The organism is Sodalis sp. RH19, assembly GCF_047324215.1.
GTDB lineage: Bacteria > Pseudomonadota > Gammaproteobacteria > Enterobacterales > Enterobacteriaceae > Acerihabitans.
In genome coordinates this window covers 5,502,824-5,528,681 of sequence record NZ_CP178734.1, presented here as the reverse complement: position 1 = coordinate 5,528,681, position 25,858 = coordinate 5,502,824, and the positions used below count along the sequence as shown (strand labels likewise).

Sequence of the window (25,858 nt, the reverse complement as noted above, 5' to 3'; positions counted from 1 at the left end):
TGATGCCGCGCCCGGCTCGCTAATGCGTTATTGTTTTGCGCGCTCTTCAAGCATAACCACGGCCGGCAGTTTTTTGCCTTCCACGAACTCAAGGAACGCGCCGCCGCCGGTGGAAATATAAGAAATTTTGTCCGCGATGCCAAACAGATCGATGGCGGCCAGGGTGTCGCCGCCGCCGGCGATGGAAAACGCGTCGCTGTCGGCAATGGCGTTGGCCACGATTTCGGTGCCTTTGCGGAAGTTAGGGAACTCGAACACGCCCACCGGGCCGTTCCACAAAATGGTCTTGGCTTTTTTCAGGATATCGGCCAGCTGCTGCGCGGACACATCGCCCAAATCCAGCACCTGCTCGTTGTCTTTGATCTCGCTGGCGGATTTCAGGGTGGCCGGCGCGGTTTCCGAGAATTCGGTGGCGACGCGGACATCGGTCGGAACCGGGATCTGGCAGGTCTGCAGCAGGCGCTTCGCTTCAGGAATCAAATCGGCTTCGTACAGGGATTTGCCCACGTTGTGGCCCTGGGCGGCGATAAAGGTATTGGCGATGCCGCCGCCGACAATCAGCTGATCGGCAATTTTGGACAGGGAGTCCAGCACGGTCAGTTTCGTCGACACCTTGGATCCGCCGACAATGGCCACCATCGGGCGCGCCGGGTTGCCAAGAGCCTTGCCCAGCGCTTCAAGTTCATTGGACAGCAGCGGGCCGGCGCAGGCGATAGGCGCGAATTTTCCCACGCCATGGGTAGAGGCCTGGGCGCGGTGCGCGGTGCCGAAGGCGTCCATGACATAGATATCGCACAGTGCGGCGTATTTTTTCGCCAGGGTTTCGTCGTCTTTCTTTTCGCCTTTATTAAAGCGGACGTTTTCCAGCACCACCAGCTCGCCCGGCTTGATTTCCAGGCCGTCCAGATAATCCTTGGCCAGGCGTACCGGCGCGGACATATGTTCCTTCAGGTAATTCACTACCGGCAGCAAAGAAAACTCTTCGTTGTATTCGCCTTCGGTCGGACGACCAAGATGGGACGTCACCATGACGCTCGCGCCTTGTTTCAGGGCGGCTTCAATGGTGGGCAGGGACGCGCGGATGCGCGCGTCGGACGTGACTTTCCCGTCTTTAACCGGAACGTTCAGATCAGAACGGATAAGCACGCGTTTACCAGCCAGATCCAGATCGGTCATCTTAATTACAGCCATGGTGAACCCTCTTGTTGATTCTTGGAAAATTGCCTGAACGGCGGGAGGCGCATCGTCGCCCGCCGGCCGAGAAGCCGCTTACGGTCCGCGCCTGGCGGGAGAACCTCTCCATTGGCGCAGCCCTGTGTCTGTTTATTGTCTGCCCTTGTTTCATCACCGTTATTTTTTAACATACCGGCCTGGGGGAAACGTTGCGTCTCGTGCTCACGCGCCCCGTGGCAGGCCGCCGTCCGTCAGGACGGCCGAGGATAACGTTGAAAAGCGGTCATGATTGTAGAGCATGTTATACAGTCAACTATACCACGAAATGCGTCCCATGCCGCTTTTTGCGATAATTCCGCGCCGGCCGGCGGCGGTCAAAATGAGCGCGCGGCCAGGAGCCACGCGGGTGATCACTGCCTGGGGCCCCGTGGTTGGCGGAGGCGGCGCTGATGAATAAAACCGCCGGCGCCACCGTCAACTGAAACGCTTCAGCTAGAATAATCAAAATTAGATAGCAGCGGAATAATTTTGCCAAATATGTGACGCAGATCCGTTTCCGCCGGTTAAAACGGTGTTTTTTTGTGCATTTGTCGGGGAAAAATTCAGATATTGACGATAAGGAACATCCACGTAATAATCGTTCGCACAGTTGCCCGCATGGCGCTGTCGTAGGCGTTACCGTCATCCAACGCGTCCTTTGCCGAGAGGATCCCAGCAGGGAGTGTCTCGGGGTCACTAAAGGCGCTTTATCATGACATCATCCCCTTTTTTCGCATTCGTCCGCCTGTCTCGTACCGCTGTCTTGCCGGGGCATTCCCCCGCGATTACCCTGGCTCTGGCCTTTCCGGCGTTACTTGCCGTCACCGCCCCTTATTTCGCCCGATCGCCCGCGGTGCGTCATGATTTTATATTTGTTCCGGACAGTCGTGCTCAGTCCCTGGCCGCGCGGGCAACCCGCCATCACGCGGGGACGCGTTTGCGCCCCGGCCGTTCTCCTCCTCGCCATTTGCAGGGTGAGTCGGGAGGCGGTCAGACCATAAGCATACGATCACAATACAATACAGGAGCGACGAATGATGAAAATGACCGGCAACACTATCCTTATCACCGGCGGCACCAGCGGCATCGGCCGCGGGCTGGCCGATGCCTTCCACGACCTGGGCAATAAGGTCGTCGTCACGGGGCGCCGGCAGGCCCTGCTTGATGAAATCACGGCGGGCAGGCCCGGCATGGTCGGGATGTCCCTCGATCTTAACGATCCGGCCTCCTTGTCCCGCCTCGCCGGCGACGTGCGCGCGCGCTTTCCTGAGCTCAACGTGCTTATCGCCAACGCCGGTATCTCGCGGGCGGAGGACATGACCGCGGCCGGCTGGGATGTTTCCGACGCCCGGGACATCGTGGAAACCAATATCATGGGCGTGCTGCGCGTTACCGCCGCGTTTCTGCCGGTGCTGCAAGGGCGGCCGGACGCGGTCATCATGGCCACCAGTTCCAACCTAGCCTTCGTACCCCGCGCCGATTTCCCGACGTATTGCGCCAGCAAGGCCTTCCTGCACTCCTGGTTACAATCGCTGCGCCATCAGTTGCGCCATATTCCCATCGATGTGCTGGAACTGGCGCCGCCCTACGTACAGACCGGGCTCACGGGCGATCGGCAGGCTCGCGACCCGCGCGCGGTTCCGCTCGCGGCTTATGTAGCGGAGGTCATGCAATTGCTGGCCTCGGGAGATCACCCCCGGGGCGAAGTGTTGGTCGAGCGCGACAGGGCCCGGCGCTGGGCCGAGCGGGAGGGTCGCTACGACGCCACCTTTGCCGCCATGAACCCGGGCTGAGGCCAGCGGGATAGCGGCGTGCCGGCGGGGGCTTAGCGCGCCCGCCGGCGCGCCAATAAAAAAAGGCACCCGCAGGTGCCTTTAAGCGTCGTGACGAGGAGGCCAGCAGGCTACGCCAGCAGCGTGCGCGCCTTGTCCAGCACGTTTTCGGCGGTGAAGCCGAACAGGGTAAACAGCTCCTCCGCCGGCGCGGATTCGCCAAAGCTGGTCATGCCGACGACGGCGCCGTTCAGGCCCACATACTTGTACCAGTAATCGGCAATGCCGGCCTCGATGGCCAGCCGCGCGCTCACCGCCTTCGGCAGCACCGCTTCGCGGTATGCCGCGTCCTGCAGATCGAATACCTCCGGCGACGGCAGCGACACCACCCGCACCCGGCGGCCTTCGGCGCTGAGCGTTTCCCACGCCGACACGGCCAGCGACACTTCCGAACCGGTGGCGATAATCAGCAGCTCAGGCGTGCCGTCGCAGTGTTTCAGCACATAACCGCCGCGGGCGATATCGGCCAACTGCTGCGCGCTGCGCGGCTGCTGCGTCAGGTTCTGGCGCGAGAACACCAGGGTGCTCGGACCGGTGGCATGCTCCACCGCCTGCTGCCAGGCCACGGCGGATTCCACCTGATCGCACGGGCGCCAGGTGCGCATGTTCGGCGTCAGCCGCAGGCTCGCCAACTGCTCCACCGGCTGATGCGTCGGGCCATCTTCGCCCAGCCCGATGGAGTCATGGGTATACACGTAGATGGAGCGGATTTTCATCAGCGCCGCCATGCGCACCGCGTTGCGGGCATACTCCACGAACATCAGGAAGGTGGCGGTGTAGGGCACGAAGCCGCCGTGCACCGCGAGGCCGTTGGCGATCGCCGTCATGCCGAACTCGCGTACGCCGTAGTGAATATAATTACCCGCCTTATCGTCGCCCAGGGAGACGGATTTCGCCCAGAGCGTCAGGTTGCTCGGCGCCAGGTCGGCCGAACCACCCAGCAGTTCCGGCAGATCCGGGCCAAAGGCGTCCAGGGCGTTCTGCGAGGCTTTACGGCTGGCGATATTGGCCGGGTTGGCCTGCAGTTTTTCGATATACGCCCGGCTCTTCGCCTGCCAGTCGGCGGGCAGGCGGCCTTCGGTGCGGCGGATGAACTCCGCCGCCAGCGCCGGGAACGCGCTGCGGTAGGCGGCGAACTTATCGTTCCAGGCGGCTTCTTTGGCCGCGCCGGCTTCTTTGGCATCCCATTGGGCGTAGATATCCTGCGGGATCTCGAACGCCGGAGAGTTCCAGCCCAGCTGCACGCGCGTGGCGGCCACTTCCGCCTCGCCCAGCGGCGCGCCGTGCGCTTCATGGGAGCCGGCCTTGTTCGGCGAGCCAAAACCAATCACCGTCTTGCACATCAGCAGCGACGGCCGGTCGGTTACCGCGCGCGCCTCATCAATCGCCGCTTTCAACGCCGCGCTGTCGTGGCCGTCGACGCCGCGCACCACATGCCAGCCATAGGCTTCGAAACGCGAGGCGGTGTCGTCGCTGAACCAGCCTTCCACATGCCCGTCGATGGAAATGCCGTTGTCGTCGTAGAACGCCGTCAGCTTGCCGAGCTTCATGGTGCCGGCCAGCGAGCAGACCTCGTGGGAGATGCCTTCCATCATGCAGCCGTCGCCCATAAACACATAGGTATGGTGGTCGACGATGTCATGGCCCGGACGGTTAAACTGCGCCGCCAGGGTGCGCTCGGCTATCGCCATGCCCACCGCGTTGGCGATGCCTTGTCCCAGCGGCCCGGTGGTGGTCTCCACGCCGGCGGTATAACCGTATTCCGGGTGGCCCGGGGTCTTGGAATGCAGCTGGCGGAAGTTCTTCAGCTCCTCGATGGGCAGGTTATAGCCGGTCAGGTGCAGCAGGCTGTAAAGCAGCATGGAGCCATGGCCGTTGGAGAGGATAAAGCGGTCGCGGTCGGCCCATTTGGGATTGGCGGGATTATGGTTGAGGTAGTCGCGCCACAGCACTTCGGCGATATCCGCCATGCCCATCGGGGCGCCGGGGTGGCCGGATTTGGCTTTTTGCACCGCGTCCATGCTTAACGCGCGGATGGCGTTAGCCAGCTCTTTTCGGGATGTCATGAATTACTCCGTTTCGGATTGAATAGTGTCTCGTTGCCCAAGCCATCATAAAATCAATCACTTAACTTCAGAGACTGTGAAAATATCGATAAATGTACCCTAAAAAGGTCATAATTGTATATGCAGGAATGCGCGATAAATAGGGGATAATCCCCTGATCGTACGGCACGACGATGCGATGGAAAAAACATCATCATTCATGCCGTAAAATCTGTTAACAGACTCACAATTTTTCTTAATATCTTATGGGAAAACAAAATAATGACCCTCTCTGTACTGCCCTGGGCCGGCTTAAGCATTATCGCCATCACGCTGCTGAGCGGTTGTGAAAATCTCGACCAGAACACCCTGATGCAATCGGGCGGCCAGGCGTTTGTGGCGGCCACCCTGAGCGATAGCCAGGTCAAGGCGCTGAGCGCCGAATCCTGCGCGCAAATGGACCAGAAGGCGCAAATCGCCCCCGCCGGCAGCCCCTACGCCCAGCGCCTGGCGACCGTTGCCGCCGCGCTGGGGGATAATATCGCCGGCACCCCGGCCGACTATAAGGTTTACCTGACCAAGGACGTCAACGCCTGGGCCATGGCCAATGGCTGCATCCGCGTCTACAGCGGCCTGATGGATCTGATGACGGATAATGAAGTCGAGGCGGTGGTCGGCCATGAAATGGGCCACGTCGCGCTCGGGCACAGCCGCAAGGCCATGCAGCTGGCCTATGCCACCACCGCGGCGCGCACCGCCGCGGCCTCTGTGGGCGGGGTCACGGCGGCGTTATCGCAATCGCAGCTGGGCGAGCTTGGGCAGGCGTTGATCGGCGCGCAGTTTTCCCAGCGCCAGGAAAGCGAAGCGGACGACTATTCCTTTGATTTGCTGAAAAAACGTCATATCGACCCGCAGGGGCTGGTGACCAGCTTTGAAAAGCTGGCCAGCATGGAAAAGGGGCAAGGCGGCAGTATGTTTGATTCCCATCCGACGTCGCAGGCGCGGGCGCAGCATATCCGCGATCGCATCGCGGCGGACAAATAAAGGGCGGGATGGCCGCCCGGTCCGGCGCACCCCGGGGAGGGCGCGCCCGTCAGCGCGGAGTTACCGCGGTTTTTTGGCCGCCTGGATATAGAGCATTTCCAGCGCCAGCGTGGCCGCCGCCAGGGCGGTGATTTGCGAATGATCGTAGGCCGGCGCCACTTCCACCAGATCCATGCCGACGATATTCAGGGGCTGCAGGCCGCGCAGCAGCTTCAGCGCCCGATCGGTGCTCAGGCCGCCGATCACCGGCGTGCCGGTGCCGGGCGCGAACGCCGGATCCAGGCAGTCGATATCAAAGGTCAGGTAAACCGGCAAATCGCCGACAATCTGTATGACCTGGGCCAGGATATCGTCGACGCTGCGATCGTTGACCTGCCCCGCGTCCAGCACCGTAAAGCCGTTATCGCGATCGTATTCGGTACGGATGCCGATCTGCACCGACCGGGTGGGATCGATCAGGCCTTCGTTGGGCGCATGGTAGAACATGGTGCCGTGATCGAACTTGCTGCCGTTGCTGTAGGTATCGGTATGGGCGTCGAAATGCACCAGCGCCATTTTGCCGAAATGCTTATGATGCGCGCGCAGCAAAGGCAGCGTGACGTAATGATCGCCGCCAAACGAGAGCAGGCGTTTGCCCGCCGCCAGTAAACGCTCCGCGTGCTGCTGGAGCTTATCGCTCAGATCCTGCGCATCGCCGAAATCAAACACCACGTCGCCGCAGTCGACCACCTTTAAACGCTGGCGCACGTCGAAGTCCCACGGCCAGCGGCAGCCTTCCCAGGCCAGGTTGGTGGAAACCTGGCGGATCGCCGCCGGGCCGTGACGGCCGCCGGAGCGGCCCGAGGTGGCCATATCGAAGGGAATGCCGGTAATCACCCAATCGGCATCGGCGTCATAGGGGTTGAATTCCAACGGCAAACGCAAAAAGCCAAAGGCATTGGAAACCAGGGAATTATCGTATTGATGGCCCAGGGTGCTCATAGTCCGTCCTTTCTTATTCATCTTCCAGGTAAGTGTAGCCATACAGGCCGGCCTCGAACTCTTCGAGGAACTCCGCCTGCAGCGCGCCGTCCAGATCGGTCTCTTTCACCTGATCGCGGAAACGGGTCAACAGTACCGCCGGATCCAACTGCACATACTGCAGCATATCGGCTACTGAATCGCCTTCATCGGACTCATTAAGCTCCACGCTGCCGTCTTTAAACACAAAGACGTCCACCGCGGCGGTGTCGCCGAATAGGTTATGCATATTGCCGAGGATTTCCTGATAGGCGCCGACCATGAAAAAGCCCAGCAGCGGCGGGTTATCCACATCGTACGGCGGCATCGGCATGGTGGTGGCGATGCCGTCGCCATCGATATAGTGATCGATGGTGCCGTCGGAGTCGCAGGTAATATCCAGCAGCACGGCGCGGCCTTCAGGCGGTTTATCCAGCCCCTCCAGCGGCAGCACCGGGAACAGCTGATCGATGCCCCAGGCGTCCGGCATCGACTGGAACAGCGAGAAGTTAACGTACAGCTTGTCGGCCATGCGCTCCTGCAGTTCATCGATAATCGGCCGGTGCGCGCGGTTGCTCGGATCGAGCTGCGTCTGGATCATGCGGCAAATATTCAGATAGAGCTGCTCGGCCCAGGCGCGCTGGCTCAAATCCAGCATGCCGTGGGTATATTGGGTATGGACGTCGTGCAGGTCCATCTGGCTGTCGTGCAGCCATTCGCGCAGCGAGCGGCGGTTTTGCGGTTCCTGCATTTCCTGCCAGGTCTGCCACATGCTTTCCAGCGGGCGCGGCGCGTCCTCGGCGGGCGGCAGCGGTTCGCTGAACTCGTTGCGCTCCACGCCGATAACGTTCGACACCAGCACCGTATGGTGGGCGGTGACGGCGCGGCCGGACTCGGTAATCACCGTCGGATGCGGCAGGTCATATTCGTTGCAGGCATCGCCGATACCCCAAATCACATTGTTGGCGTATTCGTTCAGGCCGTAGTTGGCCGAACAATCGGACTGAGAACGGGTGCCTTCGTAATCGACCCCCAGGCCGCCGCCGACATCAAAGCATTCGATATTCACGCCCAGGCGGTGCAGTTCCACATAAAAGCGCGCCGATTCCCGTACGCCGGAGGCGATATCGCGGATATTGGACAATTGGGAACCCAAATGGAAATGCAGCAGTTGCAGGCTGTCGAGCCGTCCTTTGCTGCGCAGCAGTTCCACCAGTTGCAGCACCTGGACCGCCGCCAGCCCGAATTTGGATTTTTCGCCGCCGCTGGACTGCCACTTGCCCGAGCCCTGCGAGGCGAGACGGGCGCGCACGCCCAGGCGGGGCACCACGTTCAGGCGCTCGGCTTCTTCCAGCACCAGCTTGATTTCGGTAAGTTTTTCAATGACCAGGTAAACCTTATGGCCCAGCTTTTCGCCGATCAGCGCCAGGCGGATATATTCGCGGTCTTTATAGCCATTGCAGACAATCACGGTGCGCGTCATGCCGGCATGCGCCAGCACCGCCATCAGTTCCGCCTTGGAGCCGGCTTCCAGCCCCAGCGGCTCGCCGGAATTCACCAGGGATTCAATCACCCGGCGATGTTGGTTAACCTTGATGGGATAAACCAGGAAATAGTCGCCCCGATAGCCAAAGGATTCGCGGGCGCGCTTAAACGCCCCGTTAATGGAACGCAGGCGGTGTTGCAGGATCTGCGGAAAGCAGAACAGGGCCGGCAGCCGCTGCCCGTCATTCTGCCGTTCCTTCACCAGCTCCGCCAGGTCGACCCGCGCCTCGGGGAAATCGGGATCGGGGCAAACGCTGATATGGCCAAGCTCATTGACATCAAAATAATTATTGCCCCAATACGCGACATTGTAGGTACTCATCATTTTGCTGGCATCGCTGTCATTCATGGCTACCTCCTGCATGGAACGCAAGTTTTCATGGGGTGCGGACCGGTGGGACCCTTGGTGCTTATGATCATCAGACATGACGTAACTCTCTCCCGGGGTTCCAGTTGGCGTTCCCGTTCATCAATGTTGGAGCGTGGACACCACCGTCGGTGGCATAGTTGTTGTGCGTAAACCCGCAGCCCGCCAACGGCAATAAGCGCCGCCGGACGCAATCGGCATCCGGTACATCAGTACAGTAATTGTAAAACACCTTGATGAACTCCGTGAGACGGGGTGGTGGATCGCCCAAAAAATAGGGTCCGCATGAAAGACCGCATGGCCCGGGTCCGGTAATGAGCAACCGTCAACCGGCCCTGGAATCCTGGGAAGCGCCCGCATGTCGGCGGCCTGGCGGGCAACATCGGCCATAACAGAGCGGAAATGCTGGAAAAACAGGGTGCGCCGGACAAGCCGGGCGAGCGGAAGCGTGGTCGGGGTTGACCGGAAAATAACGAATCATTAACTGTGCCACCTCCCGCAAATGCCGGCCATCGGCGGCTTACGCCGTGCCGGGACAGATAAAAAGTTACCGGATGTAAATGAAAGACATTCACCTTACCGTTGCTTATGCGCGCGAATTTATACAGCCTGCCCCGCGAAAAAGCAAAATTTAAATCAGCCCCGGGCGCGATTACCGCACGATCGGGCGCCGCCGCGGCCTGCGCGGAGGCGCCAGGGCGAAAAAATCGCTGGTAATTCGCCAAGCGGGTGTCCTAGAATAGCCATCCAGAAGTTAATCCATCTAAACTGGATAGCTTACTTATACTATTACTTACTGTGAGTACTTACTGCTAACGACGTTATCCGCGGGACGTTGCAGGACGCGTAACGCCATCATCGGAAAATCGCTTTTCCCTTATGGCTGAATCCCAGCGCTACGCAGTCATTCCTAACCCGTATGTTAAGGTAAAGAGACCGATGGCTAAACACCTATTTACGTCCGAATCCGTTTCAGAAGGACATCCTGATAAAATCGCGGATCAGATTTCCGATGCCGTGCTTGACGCGATCCTGGCCCAGGATCCCAAGGCGCGCGTGGCCTGCGAAACATTTGTCAAAACCGGTATGGTGCTGGTTGGCGGTGAAATCACCACCAGCGCATGGGTGGATATAGAAGAACTGACGCGCAGCACCATTCGCGATATCGGCTATATCAATTCGGATATGGGTTTCGACGCCAATTCCTGCGCCGTCCTCAGCGCCATCGGCAAGCAATCGCCCGATATCAACCAGGGCGTGGATCGCAGCGACCCGCTCGAACAGGGCGCCGGCGACCAGGGGCTGATGTTCGGTTACGCCACCAACGAAACCGAAGTATTGATGCCGGCGCCGATCACCTACGCCCATCGCCTGGTGGCGCGCCAGTCCCAGGTGCGCAAAAGCGGCACCCTGCCCTGGCTGCGTCCGGATGCCAAAAGCCAGATCACCTTTGCGTATGACAACGATAAAATCGTCGGCATCGACGCGGTCGTGCTCTCTACCCAGCATTCAGAAGACGTCTCCCTGCGCGATTTGCAGGAAGCGGTCATGGAAGAGATCATCAAGCCGGTCCTGCCCGCCGAATGGCTGTCGTCCAGCACCAAATATTTTATCAACCCCACCGGCCGGTTTGTTATCGGCGGCCCCATGGGCGACTGCGGCCTGACCGGGCGTAAAATCATCGTCGACACCTACGGCGGCATGGCCCGTCACGGCGGCGGCGCGTTTTCGGGCAAAGATCCCTCCAAGGTCGACCGTTCCGCGGCCTACGCCGCCCGCTACGTGGCAAAAAATATCGTCGCCGCCGGCCTGGCCGATCGCTGTGAAATCCAGGTTTCCTACGCCATCGGCGTGGCGGAACCCACGTCCATCAGCATCGAAACCTTCGGCACAGGCAAAGTCTCCATTGAAAAACTGACCCAACTGGTACGCGAGTTCTTCGACCTGCGTCCCCACGGCCTTATCACCATGCTGGATCTACTGCAGCCGATTTATCGCGAAACGGCGGCCTATGGTCACTTCGGCCGCGAGCATTTCCCCTGGGAAAAAACCGATAAGGCCGCGCTGCTGCGCGATGCCGCCGGTTTATAAGCGGGATAAGATAAGTCGTACCGCCGGAGATTTCTTCGACTACACTACTTAACGGTGATCTGATGATCGCCGTTTTTTTTTAGCCTTTCTGAAAGCGATTACAGAACAATAAAATCAATTTTATCATCAAGTTAATTGGGATTAAATTTTCGATTTTTTTTTGCTACCGCTTCATTTTCAGCTATATGTTATATATCAACCGGACCGACGCGAAAGTTGTTTCTAAAACATCATTTTAGATTGATAAGCGGCATGGCCCTGGCTTTTAGTGCTGTTAATTCAGGATAAGTCTGTGTAAACGATTACATAGTTGTGATCTGGCGCACACTATATCCGCATACGTTTATTTAACATTCATAATTAATAATTGTGTAGTTTTAGGGAGGTACTATGAGTACTGCCAATGTGAGTACTGCCAAACCCCGGTCAGGCAGATCTCATGCCCGCATCACCTTTTTCGTCTGCTTTATGGCGGCGCTTGCCGGACTGCTGTTCGGCCTGGATATCGGCGTTATTGCCGGGGCATTGCCGTTCCTGTCCGATGAGCTGCAAATTACCGCGCATCAGCAGGAATGGGTGGTCAGTTCCATGATGTTCGGCGCCGCGGTCGGCGCGGTAGGTTCGGGCTGGCTGTCAGCCAAGCTCGGGCGTAAATACAGTTTGCTGATCGGCGCGTTATTATTCGTCATCGGCTCGTTATGCTCGGCGTTTTCCCCCAATGTTGAACTGCTGGTGGTTGCCAGGATCATCCTCGGGCTGGCCGTCGGCGTCGCTTCTTATACCGCCCCTTTATATCTGTCGGAAATCGCGCCGGAAAAAATTCGCGGCAGCATGATTTCCATGTACCAGCTGATGATCACCATCGGCATCCTGGCGGCTTACCTGTCGGATACCGCGTTCAGCTATAGCGGTTCCTGGCGCTGGATGCTGGGCATCATCACCATCCCGGCGGTTTTGTTGTTTATCGGCGTATTGTTCCTGCCCGGCAGCCCGCGCTGGCTGGCGGCGAAAGGCCGCTACATCGAGGCGCAGAAGGTGCTGAACATGCTGCGCGACACGTCCGAGCAGGCCAAGAAAGAGCTGGAAGAGATTCGCGAAAGCCTGAAGGTAAAACAAAGCGGCTGGGCGCTGTTTACCAATAACGGCAATTTCCGCCGTGTGGTGTATCTCGGCATTCTGCTGCAGGTGATGCAGCAGTTCACCGGGATGAACGTCATCATGTACTACGCGCCGAAGATCTTCGGCATCGCCGGTTTCTCCAGCACCACGGATCAAATGTGGGGCACGGTGATAGTCGGCCTGGTCAACGTTCTGGCCACCTTTATCGCCATCGGCCTGGTTGACCGCTGGGGCCGCAAGCCGACCCTCAAGCTGGGCTTCCTGGTGATGGCGGTGGGTATGGGCGTATTGGGCGCGTTGCTGCATATCGGCGTTGAAACCGACTTCCGCAAATACTTCGCCATCATTATGCTGATGATGTTTATCGTGGGTTTTGCGATGAGCGCCGGTCCGCTGATTTGGGTACTGTGTTCCGAAATCCAGCCGCTGAAGGGCCGGGATTTTGGTATCACCGTTTCCACGGCCACCAACTGGATCGCCAATATGATCGTCGGCGCCACCTTCCTGACCATGCTTGATGTACTGGGGAACGCCAATACGTTCTGGGTTTACGGCGGGCTGAACGTGCTGTTTATTCTCCTGACATTCTGGCTGATTCCGGAAACCAAGAATATTTCGCTGGAACATATCGAGCGCAACCTGATGACCGGCAAACGCCTGCGCGAAATCGGCGATAAATAATCGTCGGTTCGTCCAGCCGGTGAACGAGCCGGCTGGCGGCGGCGGAGCAGCGCAAGCCGCCCCGGCGCCGGCGGCAATCCGCCATACCTCCGCGCCGTGCCCGGCTTTCCCGCGGCATGGCGCCAGCGTCCATCCCGGCTAAACCCAGCCTTTCCCAACCTATTGCGTCGCTTGCATCTGTTAACCGCGCCGGTTAATCTTGCCGTTATGAAACCGAACCGCATCCCCATCGCCCTTCACCAGGCCGTTATGTCATGTCTGCGTGCCAAGCTGCGCCAGGCAGGGGACTATTTCAACACCACCTTCCCGGAGCCGCTGTTGAATTACCAGCAGCGCGGCACCTCGGCGGGCACCGCGTGGCTGGATAAATGGGAAATCCGGCTCAACCCGGTATTGCTGCTGGCCAACCAGGACAGCTTTATCGACGAGGTGATTCCCCACGAGCTCGCCCATCTGCTGGTGTTTCGCCAGTTCGGCCGCGTGGCGCCCCACGGCAGCGAGTGGCGCTGGATGATGGCAAGCGTGCTGCATACCGAGCCCCGCCGCACCCACGGTTTCGACCTGGCGACGGTGCGCACCAATACCTACCGCTACCAGTGCGGATGCCAGCGCCACGAACTGACGGTGCGCCGCCATAACCGCATCGTACGCGGCGAGTCGGTGTACCGCTGCCGCCAATGCGGCGCTGTGCTGCGCTTTGCCGGCGATAACGATGCCGAAAACGTGATGGAATAACAGCGGCGCCGGGCTCAGCCGGCGCTAAAGAACCCCTCCAGCTCGCGGGCCACCGCTTCAGGCTGCTCTTCCGGCAGGAAATGCCCGCAGTGGGGCACCACCACCCCTTGCACATTATCGGCAAAGGCCCGCAGGGGGGCGGCCATATCGATGATGGACCCCTGATCGGCGCTCAGCGCCAGTACCGGCATCGCCAGCCCGCCGTTCCCGCTCAGGCGCCGGTTCTGCGCCGCGGACAGCGCCGCCTCCCGGTAATAGGCCAGGCCGGCGCGCAGCCCGCCGTCTTGCTTAAAGGCGCGCAGGTACTCATCGATATCCTCCTCGGTAAAAGACTGTGGATTGGCGGTCTTGCGCCGCAAGAACCAGTCCAGGTATTCCCGCTCGCGTCCGGCAATCAAAACTTCCGGCAGGTCCGCAATGGCGTGAAAGGCAAAATGCCAGGTGCGCCAGGCCCGGTCCGGCGCCGTGGGCAGCGCGTCGGGCAGGGTGATGCCCGGGATGCCGGCATCAAGCAGCGCCAGACGCCGCACCTCGTCGCCAAACATCAGCGCGTAGGGATAAGCCACCCAGGCGCCGATATCGTGGCCGGCCAGGAAATAGCGCCGGATACCCAGCTGGCGCAGCAAGCCGTGCACGGCGTTCGCCAGGCTTTCAGTGTCATAGCCGGCCTGCGGGCGATCCGAATCCCCCTGCCCCGGCAGGTCCGGGACAATCACGCGATAGCCCCGCGCCAGCAGCGGCATGACTTTTCGCCAGGCGTACCCGCTTTCGGGAAACCCCGCCAACAGCACCGCCACGGGGCGCGGATCGGCGGCGGACGTTTCCGCGCGCGTCTTTACCGCGTCGCCGCCCGTGCCCTCGGGCAATGCTGTATCGCTCGTATCCCCGCCGGCGCTATGGCCGTTATCGACATAGTGGATCCTTACCCCCGCCACGGTGGCGAAGCGATGGACAAATCCGGCCAGATCCGCGTCCGGACGCGACGCGGCGACGGCGGCCGCTATTCTGAAGCCAGGTTTCAGGGACGGTGATGGTATAGAGTCAGTCATAACATCTTCCTATAGGGTTGCAGGCAGGCTCCCAATATAGGAAACGATCATTTCCAAATCAAGCGATATCGATTGGCAGCGGCGCGGAAAACCGCGCCGGCAGGATTTTTTTGCCGCTTCGATTTGCCTGCAACCCCGGGATTGGTTAACCTGCGTTTTTCCTTTTAATGAATCCGAAGATGCAACACAGAATTGTTTGGTTCCTTTGTTTTTCCCTGTTGCCGATCGCCGGCGGCGTCCTGGCGCAAAACATCAATAACTTCAGCCAGGCGAAAGCGGCGGCGGTAAAAATCAACCAGGATGCGCCGGGTTCCTTTTATTGCGGCTGCAAAATCGACTGGCAGGGAAAAAAGGGCACCCCGGATCTGGCATCATGCGGTTACCAGGTGCGCAAAAGCGCCCTGCGCGCCAACCGGATCGAATGGGAACACGTGGTGCCGGCCTGGGAATTCGGCCACCAGCACAGGTGCTGGCAGGAAGGCGGGCGCAAAAACTGCGCCAAAGATGCTGACTATCGGCAAATGGAAAACGACCTGCACAACCTGCAGCCGGCGATCGGCGAAGTCAACGGCGATCGGGGCAATTTCCAGTACAGCCAATGGCGCGGCGGCGAGGGACAGTACGGCCAGTGCGCCATGAAAATCGATTTCAAGAATAAACAGGCCGAACCGCCGGCGCGTGCGCGCGGCGCCATTGCGCGCACCTATTTTTATATGCGCGACCGTTATCATCTGAATATCTCGCGCCAGCAAACCCAGCTGTTCGAGGTCTGGGATCGGCAATATCCCGTCACCGCCTGGGAATGCGAACGCAACCGGCGCATCGAAAAGGTACAGGGCAACGCCAATCCCTATATTCAGCGGGCTTGCCAGTCGTAACACTGCTGCCTACTATGTGATGACGCGCGCCGCGCACCAACCAGGACGAAAACGATACCAGCATGCGAATACCGCGTATTTACCATCCCGGGCCGCTCCCGGCCAAGGGCACCGTGGCGCTCGATGAAGACGCCGCGCACCACCTGACGCGCGTACTGCGCATGTCCGAAGGACAATTACTGCATCTGTTCGACGGCAGCAATCATATCTTCGAAGCGGAGATTGCCGCGGCGGGCAAGAAAAACGTCACGGCCACCATCATCGCCTCTCGTCCGGCCAATTTCGAGTCCCCGTTGCAACTGCATTTAGGACAAGTCATGTCCCGGGGCGAGAAGATGGAATTTACCATCCAAAAATCCATCGAACTCGGCGTCAATGTGATTACGCCATTGTTTTCCGAGCGCTGCGGGGTCAAGCTGGATGACGACCGCATGGCGAAAAAAATCCAGCAATGGCGGAAAATCGCCATCGGCGCCTGCGAGCAGTGCGGCCGTAACAGTCTGCCGCTGATCCGGGAAGCCATGGACCTGGAGGCGTGGTGCGCCGAGCGGGATGAAGGATTAAAACTCAACCTGCACCCGCGCGCCGCGCACAGTATTAATACGCTGCCGCTGCCGGTCGATAAGGTACGGCTGCTGATTGGCCCGGAGGGCGGCCTGTCCCCGGAAGAAATAGCCATGACCTCACGCCATGGATTTACCGAAATCCAGCTGGGGCCCCGTGTTTTGCGCACAGAAACCACAGCGCTCACCGTCATTACCGCACTGCAGGTGCGTTTCGGCGATCTGGGGTAAAGGAGAAACAAATGTTAAAGCTCGGCATCGTGATGGATCCCATATCCTCCATCAATATCAAGAAAGACACCAGTTTCGCCATGCTGCTCGAAGCGCAACGCCGCGGCTGGCAGATCCATTACATGGAAATGAGCTCGCTGTACCTGCGCGGCGGCGAGGCGCGCGCCACCACGCGCCTGCTGGCGGTAAAACAGGATTATGACCAATGGTATAGTTTCCACGGCGAGCAGGATATCGAGCTTGGCGATCTCGACGTGATCCTGATGCGTAAAGATCCGCCGTTCGATACCGAATTCATTTACGCCACTTATATACTTGAACGGGCGGAAGATAAAGGCGCGCTTATCGTCAACAAACCGCGCAGCCTGCGCGATTGCAACGAAAAGCTGTTTACCGCCTGGTTCGCCCACCATACGCCGGATACCCTGGTCAGCCGCCGCGACGATCATATCCGCGCGTTCTGGCAGGAACACGGCGACATCATCCTCAAACCGCTGGACGGCATGGGCGGCACCTCGATATTCCGGGTAAAAAAAGAAGACCCCAACCTGTCGGTCATCATTGAAACCCTGACCGGCTACGGCCAGCACTTTTGCATGGCGCAAAACTTCCTGCCGGAAATCAAGGACGGCGACAAGCGGGTGCTGGTCGTGGACGGCGAACCGGTGCCCTATTGCCTGGCGCGCATTCCCAAAACGGGTGAAACGCGCGGCAACCTGGCTGCCGGCGGACGCGGCGAGGCGCGGCCGTTGACGGAAAGCGATTGGAAAATCGCCCGTGACGTCGGCCCGATCCTGAAAGAAAAGGGGCTGATTTTTGTCGGCCTGGATATTATCGGCGATAAGCTGACGGAGATTAACGTCACCAGTCCGACCTGCGTGCGCGAAATCGAAGCCGCGTTCCCGATTTCCATTACCGGTATGCTGATGGACGCCATCGAAAAACGCCTGGGCAAAAACTGATTTTATGCCGGCTGCGGGCGGATTTCGCTTGCGGCCAGTGACTTATCCCTGATTTAGCCGCATACTGCTGTTCGACTATTTATTAAACTACTCACCCTAAAAAGACAGAATGAATTTACAGCATCACTTTCTTATCGCCATGCCCTCTTTGCAAGACCCTATGTTCAAACGCGCGGTGATCTATATCTGCGAGCATAACGACGACGGGGCCATGGGACTCGTCATTAATAAACCCGTCGAGCAGTTCACCGTCGAGAGCGTGCTGCACAAACTCAAGATCATGCCGGCCGAGCGCGATCCGGCGATCCGCCTGGATAAACCGGTGTTTGCTGGCGGCCCGCTGGCGGACGATCGCGGGTTTATCCTGCATACCCCCTGCGAGGGATTCGGCTCCAGCATCGGCATCTCCGCTGAAACCATGATTACCACGTCCAAGGATGTGCTGGAAACCCTCGGCACCGCGCAGCAGCCGCAGGATGTGTTGGTGGCGCTGGGCTACGCCGGCTGGGACAAGGGGCAGTTGGAGCAGGAATTATTGGAAAACGCCTGGCTGACCATCCCGGCCGACAGCGATATCCTGTTTCGCACGCCCATCGCGTCGCGCTGGCGCGATGCGGCCAGGAAGCTGGGTATCGATATTCATAATATCGCCAACGAAGCGGGCCACGCCTGATGACCAACCGGACCATGATGGCTTTTGATTTCGGCACCAAAAGCATTGGTGTTGCCATTGGCCAGGAAGTCACCTGCACCGCCCGTCCCCTGGCGGCGTTTAAGGCCCAGGATGGCGTTCCCGACTGGCTGGCGGTGGAAAAACTCCTGCGCGAATGGCAGCCGGACGTGATTGTGGTGGGACTGCCGCTGAATATGGACGGCACCGAGCAGCCGCTGACGCTTAAGGCGCGTAAGTTCGCCAACCGGTTGCATGGCCGTTTTGGTTTTGAGGTGGTGCTGCACGATGAGCGCCTGAGTACCGTGGAAGCACGCGCCGACCTGTTCGAGCGCGGCGGCTACCGCGCGTTGAACAAGGGCCGGGTCGACGCCGGATCGGCGGTGGTGATCCTGGAAAGCTGGTTTGAACAGCTGCTGGCCGTGCGCCACCCCCATGCCAGGTAAGGGATTTCCGGTAATGCCTGCCGGGTAATCCGGTCAGCAACGTCGCTCACTCCAGATAAAAAACCGGCCGCAGCTCACGGCTTACCGGGCTGTTGTCCGCATTGGCCGGCATCACGTCGGTCATTTGGCGCCACCAGCGCTGGCACACCCCGGTGGCGGCCACTTCGTTCCACCGCTGCTCGGACTCCATTTCCACATACGCAAACAGCAAATGGCGCTCCTCGTCCATGAAAATGCTGTAGTGGTGGGCGCCGTGGGCTTTAAGGGTGTATTCCAATTCCGGCCAGATCGGGTTATGACGCCGCCGGTACTCCTCGTGGGCGTCGGGATTGACCTGCATGACAAAGGCCTTTCTGATCATAATCAATGCTCTTATCAATAATGAGGGTGAACCGGCGCGGGCGCGGCACGCCGAATACCGGGCGCGTGAACATCCGCCGCGCCGGTACCGGCGCCTTACTCTACATCCAGCGCCGACGCCATCGGCGTCACGCCGAAACGCTGCCCCAGGGCAATCAGCTCGTCGCGGCTGATGGTCTGCTTTTTGCCGCCCATGGCGCGCACCTTGACCATGATTTCGGCCGATTTTTCCGCGGTGTCAATCAGGCCAAAGGCGTCGTCCAGGGTCGGCCCGGTGGCAAAAATACCGTGGAACGGCCACAGTACCAGCGAATGGGAGCGCATCTGCGCCGAGGTGGCGTTGCCGATGCCGTCGGTGCCGGGCACCATCCAGGGCACGATGCCCACGCCGTCAGGGAACACCACCAGGCATTCGGTGCTGCCTTCCCACAGTTCGCGGGTAAAATGCGCGCTGTCCAGTTTCAGCACAAAACTCAGGGCAATCAGGTTGGTGGCGTGGCAGTGCATAATCACCCGGCCGCTGCCCTGCGTCACTTCCTGGCGCACCACGTGCGACTGGAAATGGGACGCCAGTTCCGACGTCGGCAGGCCGCCGGCGGTCAGGCCCCACAGAATGCTGTAGCCGTTGCCCGCGGCGTTTACCTGCAACAGCACCAGGTTATCCGACGGCGATAGCTGGACATTGCGAAAAAACTTACCTGAACCGGTGACCAGAAAATAGGTATTGGCCAGCTCCGGCACCGGCTCGGTCAGCGTTTCGGTGCGCGGCCGGGGCGTGAATTCCCCACGGTACGGCGCCACGTCTTCGGGGGTCAGGCGCAGGCTAACGTTGCCGCCATTACGTTCATCCCAGCCTTTAAGCCACATGTCGGTGGTGGCTTTGACCATTCCCTGTACAAACCAGGAAGTCAGTATTGTTTGCATAGCGTCTTATCCTTTGCGTGTTGTTAACGTTGCGCGTTCATATTCACGCACCGTCTGCAGCCAATCGCCGCCTACCGGCACATTGTGCAATTGGCAATATTTGTCCCATACCGCCTGCCAGGGCAGCGATTTTTGTTCTTCCAGCAGCGCCAGGCGCGCCGTATAGTCGCCCTGCTGCTCAAGTTGGCGCAGTTCTCCGGTCGGCTCCAGCAGCGCCCGCAGCAGCGCTTTTTTCATATTGCGGGTGCCGATGACCCACGCGGCGATGCGGTTGATGGAGGCATCGAAGAAATCCAGGCCGATATGTACGCGGTTAAACAGTTTCTGGCGCACGATTTCCGTGGCGATGGCCTGGGTTTCGTCGTCCAGCAGCACCACATGATCGCTATCCCAGCGTACCGGGCGGCTCACGTGCAGCAGCAGGCGCGGCACAAACAGAATGGCGCTGGAAATCTTATCGGAAATCACCTCGGTGGGATGAAAATGCCCGGCATCGAGGCACAGGGCGGTACCGCGGCTGGTGGCATACCCCAGATAAAATTCACTGGAGCCGACGGTATAGCTTTCCGCGCCGATGCCGAACAATTTACTTTCCACCGCGTCGATATGGTGATTGCGGTCCAGCTTTTCCGCCATCACGGCATCCAGCGCCTCCAGCAGCCGCTGACGGGGCGCCAGGCGATCGATGGTCAGGTCCTTCATGCCGTCCGGGATCCAGATATTCATCACCGACGGCGTGCCCAGTTCACGGCCGAAATAGGCCGAGACGCGGCGGCTGGCCTGGCAATGTTCAATCCAGAACTGGCGGATGCCGTCGTCCGCGTGGGACAGGGTAAATCCGTCGGCGCTCAGCGGATGGGAAAAACAGGTGGGGTTGAAATCCAGTCCCAGATGATGCTCCCGCGCCCAGCTGACCCAGCGGGAAAAATGCTTCGGCTCGATTTCATTGCGCTCCACCTTGCCTTCGGCCTCCAGATAGATGGCGTGCAGGTTCAGGCGTTTTGGTCCCGGGATCAGGCTGAACGCCTGCTCCAGGTCGGCGCGCAGCTCCTGAGCGTTATGCGCTTTGCCGGGATAGTTGCCGGTGGCCTGGATGCCGCCGGTGAGCGCGCCGCCCGTGTTTTCAAACCCGGCCACATCATCGCCCTGCCAGCAATGCATGGATACCGGCAGGGTATCGAGTAATTCGAGCGCGCCCTCCACATTGACATTGATATCCGCAAACCGCTGTTTGGCCAGGAGCCAGGCTTGTTCAATGGATTGACTCATAATAAAATTTCCTCTTTCAGGTGGCAGAGCGCCAAAAAACGTTGCCAGTGCGTGGCGAAATCGGGATCGGGATTAGGGGTGTAATGGCGTAATGGGAAATTGGCTTCCACCACGCCGCGCCAGTGGGCGACGTCGGCCACCTCCCCCAGCGCCATCAGCTGGCAACCAATATTGCCCAGCGTCGAGGCCTCCACCGGCCCGGCGGTCACCGGTATCCGGCAATTGTCGGCGCAAAGCTGGTTAAGCAAAGGGTTCAGGCTGCCGCCGCCGACGATATGCAGCCGGCTTAGCGGGACGCCGCGAAGCCGGCCCAGTTCAAGCAGTACCTGGCGGTATAACAGGGCCAGGCTGTCGAAAATACAGCGCGCAAGCGCGGCGGCATCCTCCGGCGCCGGCTGTTGCTGTTCCCGGCAGGCCTGGCGAATGGCCTCCACCATTGACGGGGGATTAACAAATCGTTCATCGTTGGGATTAATAAGGCTCCGGCAGGCCGGCCGGGCCGCGGCGGCGGCCAGCAAAGCCTCCAGGTCCGTTATCGCCAGCTCGCTGCACACCCGCTGCAACAGCCATAATCCCATAATGTTTTTCAGAACCCGGTAGCGCCCGTTGACGCCGCCTTCGTTGGTGATATTCATCGCCAGCGCACGGTCGTCGTTAAAGGGACGATCGCTGTCGATACCCATCAGCGACCAGGTACCGGAGCTGAGATAAGCGCAGTTATCGCCATGCAGCGGGGCCGCCACCACGGCGCTGGCGGTATCATGGGACGCCACGGCGATAACCGGCACCGCCTGGCCGCCCGGGCTGATCCAGTGTCCCGGCGTATTGCCGGGCTGCGTGGGCGTGCCCAGCCAACGCCGGGGAATCGCGAGGTAATCGAGCAGGGACGGATCCCAGTCCCCGGTGGCAAGGTTAAGCAATTGGGTCGTGCTGGCGTTGGTGTATTCCCAGTTCAGCGCGCCGGTAAGGCGAAAGTAAAAATAATCCGGGATCATCAAAAGATGCGCCACCTGATCGAGGCCGGCGGGGTGCTGTTGGCGCCAGGCTTTCAGTTGGTACAGGGTGTTGAAGGACAAGAACTGAATGCCGGTGAGCCGGTAAATATGCTCACGCCCCAGTTCATCCAGCACCGCGGGCATAATGCCGTCGGTGCGGTGATCGCGATACGATACCGGGCAGCTTGCCCGTTCGCCCTGCGCGTTCAGCAGCACGTAATCCACCCCCCAGGTATCGATACCGATACTGTCGATAACGGTGCCGGCGCTATCCAACGCGGCCAGGCCAAACAGGATTTCCCGTTCCAACTGGTCCAGGTCCCAGCAATCGTGCCCGTCGACTGAAATAAAGGTATTGGGGAAGCGGTGAATTTGCTTAAGCGTGACGTTTTGCGTGGCTGAATGCCATTGAGCCAGCATGACCCGTCCACTGGACGCACCGAGGTCGACAGCTACGCTATTTCGTACGGCCATAGTGAATATTCCTCTTTCATTCTATGACCGGCAGTGTATTCACAATAATGACGGGCCACCTTCCGGTGAATGCCAACATGGAAGTGCCGGTGGCAGAATAGTAAAGATGAACGTGAAACCGATCACAAAAATAGCATTACCTCAATAACGCAATATTTACGCGGGCAATGAAGGGCATTATTCCCCAGCGCCTGTGATCTCAGCCGCAATTTTGAATATTCACCCGGCCAATCTTTAAAAAATAACCTGAATGTCAGCGATGGCGGTCATTTATTCAAGGTGAAGCCATGGCCAGTCGCCATACTATAAGCACCGAATAACGGTGAGGTGCTGAAGATGACGCTACTTTGCGGTGATGATTTTTTTATTTCCAAAGACGCGACGGTCACCATTGAGCCGCGCGTGCCCCAGGCCGCCTTCCCTGAGCATTATCACGATTTTTGGGAAATAGTGCTGGTGGAGAAAGGCTCGGGTATCCACGTGTTTAACGATCAGCCCTATGTGTTGAATAGCGGCACCGTCTGTTTTATCCGCGCGGACGATCATCATTTATTTGAGAATGTCGATGAGCTGATAATGACCAATGTGCTTTATCGTTCACCGCAGGGCTTCCGGTTTTTAACCGACATCAGCCGTTTCCTGCCGGCCCAGAATCTGCCGGACAGCCAGGTTAACTGGCAGATTAACCATGCGGGCATGCAACAGGCCAAACAGTTTATCCAAACGCTTGCCGAGCTGACGACGGATACGTCGCCCGAAGGCATCGCGGCCAGCGAAGGGCAATTTTTGCAGCTCTTGATTATGCTGCGCCATGGCTGTTTCCAAAGCCAGGGCGAGGGCGATCGCGAGCGGCGCCTGCGCGACCTGCTGCGCTGGCTGCAGCATAATTTCTGCAACGACATCGATTGGATGGCGCTGGCCGAGCAGTTTTCACTGCCGCTGCGTACGCTGCATCGCCAGTTAAAACAGCAGACCGGCATGACGCCGCAGCGTTATCTTAACCGGCTGCGTTTGCTGGAAGCGCGCAAGCGCCTGCTGGAGAGCGACAAAACCATTACCGAAATAGCCCACGCCTGCGGTTTCAGCGACAGCAATCATTTTTCCACCCAGTTCCGGCGCGAATTTTCCCACTCGCCCAAAATGTTGCGTAACGGTGAACACTGAACGCCGGTAGCCGGCGGAAAAATATGACAATTGTCGCCAGTCTCAAGTTTTTAGGTAACCCGTTATGCCATGATCCCTCTCTTGCCCAGGCGTTGAGGGGGTCTGATGGTGTCTAACCTGAAGCTGAGTACCACCGACTATTTCCTGTCGGACAAAAATGCGATTACGGTGGCGGATCGTCATCCGCAGCCGATATTCCCCACGCATTACCATGATTTTGACGAGTTGGTGATTGTTTGGCGCGGCAATGGCCTGCATATCCTCAATGATGTGCCCTATGCCATTACCTGCGGCGATCTGTTTTACGTCAATGCCCGCGATCGCCATAGCTATGAGTCGGTCAATGAGCTGGAGCTGGATAATATACTGTATTGCCGCGGCCGGCTGACCCTATCCACGGATTGGAACGCCTTGCTGCCGGGCGAGGAAGCGACGCAGGAACAACGCTACTGGCGGCTTAGCACCCCCGGCATGTCGGTATTGCGCCGTGAGGTGGACGCGCTGGCGCGGGAATGCATGAAAACCGATCCGCTGTCCGTCCTGCTGAGCGAAGCATTATTCCTGCAGGTGGCGCTGCTGTTGAAGCGGTTTCGCCACGCCCCCGACAGTCCGCTGCTTTCCGACGCCGAACAGCTGGACTTGCTGCTGATGGCGCTGCGGGTCAGCATCGAACAGCCTTTCAGGCTGGACGACTTTTGCCATCGGCACCAGCTTAACGCCCGTAGCCTGAAGACGGTGTTCAAGCAGCAGACCGGCATCGGGGTGAATCAGTATTTACGGCAATTAAGACTGTGCAAAGCCATGGATTTGCTGCGCCATGGACAACAGACCATCGGCGAGGTGGCGTCACGCTGTGGTTTCGACGACAGCAATTATTTTTCCGTGGTGTTCAATCAGTCTTTTGGCGTCTCGCCACGGGAATATCGCCAGCGGTTCCAGAAAAACCAGGACGGCAAAAAGCCTTTTAGCGCGGTAAACCCACCCTCTATTGCTTTGAAGTGAAGTACCACACCGCCAGCGCGATCAAAATAAAAATCCAGGTGACTTTTCTCATTTTTTTTCCGTGATTTGCCGTAGTTTGGCGCTTATTTCAGGCCATACCTGTCATGCGCGCTGGTTTTTGGCGATTTTATACTACCACCCCGCTTTTGCAATGGTTATACCCGCGCCGCCCTAAGCCCATCACATATTTTACTGGTAGAGATATTTGCCCGAGGTCATGCGCCGGTAGCTTTGTTCAAACGTCTGCATGCCCTGTGCGTTGCCGGTCTGCAGCAAGCCCGGCAGCAAATGGGTTTTGCCGTCGCGAATAAGATTGCGCACGGCGGGCGTGGCAATCATCAGCTCGAACAGCCCCATGCGCCCGCCCTGCTCCCGGGGAACCAGCTTTTGCGCCATGATGCCAAGCAGGCCGGCGGCCAATAGGCCACGGGCAAAGGCGCGCTCATTGGCGGGAAAGACATCCAGGAGCCGGTCCACCGCCTGGGCGGCGTGGCGGGCATGCAGCGTCGCCAGGACCAGATGACCGGTTTCGGCGGCGCGCAGGGCCAGCCGGATATCCGCCTCGTCGCGCAGTTCCCCCAGCAGGATCACATCCGGGTCTGCGCGCATGGCGGCCCGCAGCCCGGCATTGAAATCCTGGCAATGGCCGCCGATCTCCCGCTGTTGGATCAGGCTGCGCCCGGCGGCATGGATATACTCGATGGGATCTTCCAGGGTAATAATATGGACCTGACGCTGCAGGTTAACATAGTCCACCATGGCCGCCAGGGAGCTTGATTTGCCGCTGCCGGTGGCGCCGGTGACCAGCAGCAGCCCCTGCGGCTGCTTTAGCAGCCCCTTGACCACGGGTGGGATGCCCAGCTCCGCCAGCGACGGGCTTTGCGTCGGTATCAGGCGAAAGGTGGCCGACGTCCCGGTGCGCTGGCGAAAAAAGTGGCAGCGCAGCCGCTGGCGGCTGGAGAGCGTGGCCGCGCAGTCGGCCTGCCCATCGCGCGCCAGCTGCCCGCGCCCGCGTTCATCCAGCAAGCGGTCGCCGCAGGCGATGACCCAGTCTTCCCGTACCGGCGGCAGCTGGTCCAGACAACACAAACCGCCGTCGATACGCACGATCGGCGCCTGGCCGGGACAAAGGTGCAGATCGGACGCATTATGCTTTACACTAAGGGCCACCAGTTCATCAATATCCATATGACCTCCTGAA

22 protein-coding genes are annotated in these 25,858 nt (G+C 59.3%); 12 read left to right on the top strand and 10 right to left on the bottom strand.

Annotation, left to right across the window (positions count from 1 at the left end):
* Positions 1-27: 27 nt before the first annotated feature.
* Positions 28-1,191: a phosphoglycerate kinase gene (pgk, locus tag ACL2XF_RS24955; RefSeq protein WP_410013584.1), complete on the bottom strand. Its 1,164-nt coding sequence runs from the start codon at positions 1,189-1,191 to the stop codon at positions 28-30.
* Positions 1,192-2,246: 1,055 nt separating this feature from the next.
* Here pgk and ACL2XF_RS24950 point away from each other — a divergent pair.
* Positions 2,247-3,005: an SDR family oxidoreductase gene (locus ACL2XF_RS24950; protein WP_410013583.1), complete on the top strand. Its 759-nt coding sequence runs from the start codon at positions 2,247-2,249 to the stop codon at positions 3,003-3,005.
* Positions 3,006-3,115: 110 nt separating this feature from the next.
* Here the strand turns inward: ACL2XF_RS24950 and tkt are convergent, their stop codons facing one another.
* Entirely contained in the window at positions 3,116-5,110 is a 1,995-nt protein-coding gene (gene tkt, locus ACL2XF_RS24945; protein WP_413727707.1) for a transketolase, read from the bottom strand.
* A gap of 261 nt (positions 5,111-5,371) precedes the next feature.
* Between tkt and ACL2XF_RS24940 the strand changes: the two genes are divergently transcribed.
* The gene (locus ACL2XF_RS24940) at positions 5,372-6,133 is read left to right on the top strand and encodes a M48 family metallopeptidase (protein ID WP_410013581.1); all 762 of its coding nucleotides are present in this window, start codon (positions 5,372-5,374) and stop codon (positions 6,131-6,133) included.
* Between the two features lie 60 nt (positions 6,134-6,193).
* On the opposite strand, the gene speB is transcribed toward ACL2XF_RS24940, so the two are convergent.
* Positions 6,194-7,114 (bottom strand): agmatinase, encoded by a 921-nt coding sequence (gene speB / locus ACL2XF_RS24935; RefSeq protein ID WP_410013580.1) that lies wholly within the window; start codon positions 7,112-7,114, stop codon positions 6,194-6,196.
* A 13-nt stretch (positions 7,115-7,127) separates the two neighbouring features.
* Positions 7,128-9,104: a biosynthetic arginine decarboxylase gene (gene speA, locus ACL2XF_RS24930; RefSeq protein ID WP_410013579.1), complete on the bottom strand. Its 1,977-nt coding sequence runs from the start codon at positions 9,102-9,104 to the stop codon at positions 7,128-7,130.
* An 879-nt stretch (positions 9,105-9,983) separates the two neighbouring features.
* Here speA and metK point away from each other — a divergent pair.
* The 3 genes from metK to ACL2XF_RS24915 all read left to right on the top strand — a co-directional run bounded on the left by metK (position 9,984) and on the right by ACL2XF_RS24915 (position 13,670).
* Positions 9,984-11,135 carry a methionine adenosyltransferase gene (gene metK, locus ACL2XF_RS24925; protein WP_410013578.1) on the top strand — a complete coding sequence of 384 codons (1,152 nt, stop codon included), beginning with the start codon at positions 9,984-9,986 and terminating at the stop codon, positions 11,133-11,135.
* A 390-nt stretch (positions 11,136-11,525) separates the two neighbouring features.
* Positions 11,526-12,935, top strand: a complete 1,410-nt coding sequence (locus ACL2XF_RS24920; RefSeq protein ID WP_410013577.1) for a sugar porter family MFS transporter — start codon at positions 11,526-11,528, stop codon at positions 12,933-12,935.
* Positions 12,936-13,142: 207 nt separating this feature from the next.
* On the top strand, positions 13,143-13,670 hold the full coding sequence (locus ACL2XF_RS24915; protein WP_410013576.1) for a SprT family zinc-dependent metalloprotease: 528 nt from the start codon (positions 13,143-13,145) through the stop codon (positions 13,668-13,670).
* 14 nt (positions 13,671-13,684) lie between these two features.
* Here ACL2XF_RS24915 and ACL2XF_RS24910 read toward each other — a convergent pair whose 3' ends face one another.
* The gene (locus tag ACL2XF_RS24910) at positions 13,685-14,719 is read right to left on the bottom strand and encodes an alpha/beta fold hydrolase (protein WP_413727706.1); all 1,035 of its coding nucleotides are present in this window, start codon (positions 14,717-14,719) and stop codon (positions 13,685-13,687) included.
* 179 nt (positions 14,720-14,898) lie between these two features.
* On the opposite strand from ACL2XF_RS24910, the gene endA reads away from it, so the two are divergent.
* From endA to ruvX, 5 genes are all read left to right on the top strand, one after another.
* Entirely contained in the window at positions 14,899-15,597 is a 699-nt protein-coding gene (endA, locus tag ACL2XF_RS24905) for a deoxyribonuclease I (RefSeq protein ID WP_410013574.1), read from the top strand.
* A 62-nt stretch (positions 15,598-15,659) separates the two neighbouring features.
* On the top strand, positions 15,660-16,391 hold the full coding sequence (rsmE, locus tag ACL2XF_RS24900; protein WP_410013573.1) for a 16S rRNA (uracil(1498)-N(3))-methyltransferase: 732 nt from the start codon (positions 15,660-15,662) through the stop codon (positions 16,389-16,391).
* An 11-nt stretch (positions 16,392-16,402) separates the two neighbouring features.
* Positions 16,403-17,353, top strand: coding sequence for a glutathione synthase (gene gshB / locus ACL2XF_RS24895; RefSeq protein ID WP_410013572.1), 951 nt, complete (start codon positions 16,403-16,405; stop codon positions 17,351-17,353).
* A gap of 109 nt (positions 17,354-17,462) precedes the next feature.
* A complete protein-coding gene (locus tag ACL2XF_RS24890) occupies positions 17,463-18,026 on the top strand; it encodes a YqgE/AlgH family protein (protein ID WP_410013571.1) in 564 nt (187 codons plus the stop codon).
* Complete coding sequence (gene ruvX / locus ACL2XF_RS24885) at positions 18,026-18,469, top strand: Holliday junction resolvase RuvX (protein ID WP_410013570.1); 444 nt, start codon at positions 18,026-18,028, stop codon at positions 18,467-18,469. The genes ACL2XF_RS24890 and ruvX overlap by 1 nt, the downstream gene beginning before the upstream one ends.
* A 46-nt stretch (positions 18,470-18,515) precedes the next feature.
* On the opposite strand, the gene rhaM is transcribed toward ruvX, so the two are convergent.
* The 4 genes from rhaM to rhaB all read right to left on the bottom strand — a co-directional run bounded on the left by rhaM (position 18,516) and on the right by rhaB (position 22,491).
* Positions 18,516-18,830: an L-rhamnose mutarotase gene (rhaM, locus tag ACL2XF_RS24880; protein ID WP_413727705.1), complete on the bottom strand. Its 315-nt coding sequence runs from the start codon at positions 18,828-18,830 to the stop codon at positions 18,516-18,518.
* A gap of 95 nt (positions 18,831-18,925) precedes the next feature.
* Positions 18,926-19,753: a rhamnulose-1-phosphate aldolase gene (gene rhaD, locus ACL2XF_RS24875; protein WP_410013568.1), complete on the bottom strand. Its 828-nt coding sequence runs from the start codon at positions 19,751-19,753 to the stop codon at positions 18,926-18,928.
* 6 nt (positions 19,754-19,759) lie between these two features.
* A complete protein-coding gene (locus ACL2XF_RS24870) occupies positions 19,760-21,022 on the bottom strand; it encodes an L-rhamnose isomerase (protein WP_410013567.1) in 1,263 nt (420 codons plus the stop codon).
* Positions 21,019-22,491, bottom strand: coding sequence for a rhamnulokinase (rhaB, locus tag ACL2XF_RS24865; protein WP_413727704.1), 1,473 nt, complete (start codon positions 22,489-22,491; stop codon positions 21,019-21,021). The genes ACL2XF_RS24870 and rhaB overlap by 4 nt, the downstream gene beginning before the upstream one ends.
* Before the next feature lie 336 nt (positions 22,492-22,827).
* On the opposite strand from rhaB, the gene rhaS reads away from it, so the two are divergent.
* Both rhaS and rhaR read left to right on the top strand, forming a co-directional pair.
* Positions 22,828-23,655 carry an HTH-type transcriptional activator RhaS gene (gene rhaS / locus ACL2XF_RS24860; protein WP_410013565.1) on the top strand — a complete coding sequence of 276 codons (828 nt, stop codon included), beginning with the start codon at positions 22,828-22,830 and terminating at the stop codon, positions 23,653-23,655.
* A 105-nt stretch (positions 23,656-23,760) separates the two neighbouring features.
* Entirely contained in the window at positions 23,761-24,657 is an 897-nt protein-coding gene (gene rhaR / locus ACL2XF_RS24855) for an HTH-type transcriptional activator RhaR (RefSeq protein ID WP_410013564.1), read from the top strand.
* Positions 24,658-24,846: 189 nt separating this feature from the next.
* Here the strand turns inward: rhaR and ACL2XF_RS24850 are convergent, their stop codons facing one another.
* Positions 24,847-25,845 (bottom strand): type IV pilus twitching motility protein PilT, encoded by a 999-nt coding sequence (locus ACL2XF_RS24850; RefSeq protein ID WP_413721428.1) that lies wholly within the window; start codon positions 25,843-25,845, stop codon positions 24,847-24,849.
* Between the last annotated feature and the right edge of the window lie 13 nt (positions 25,846-25,858).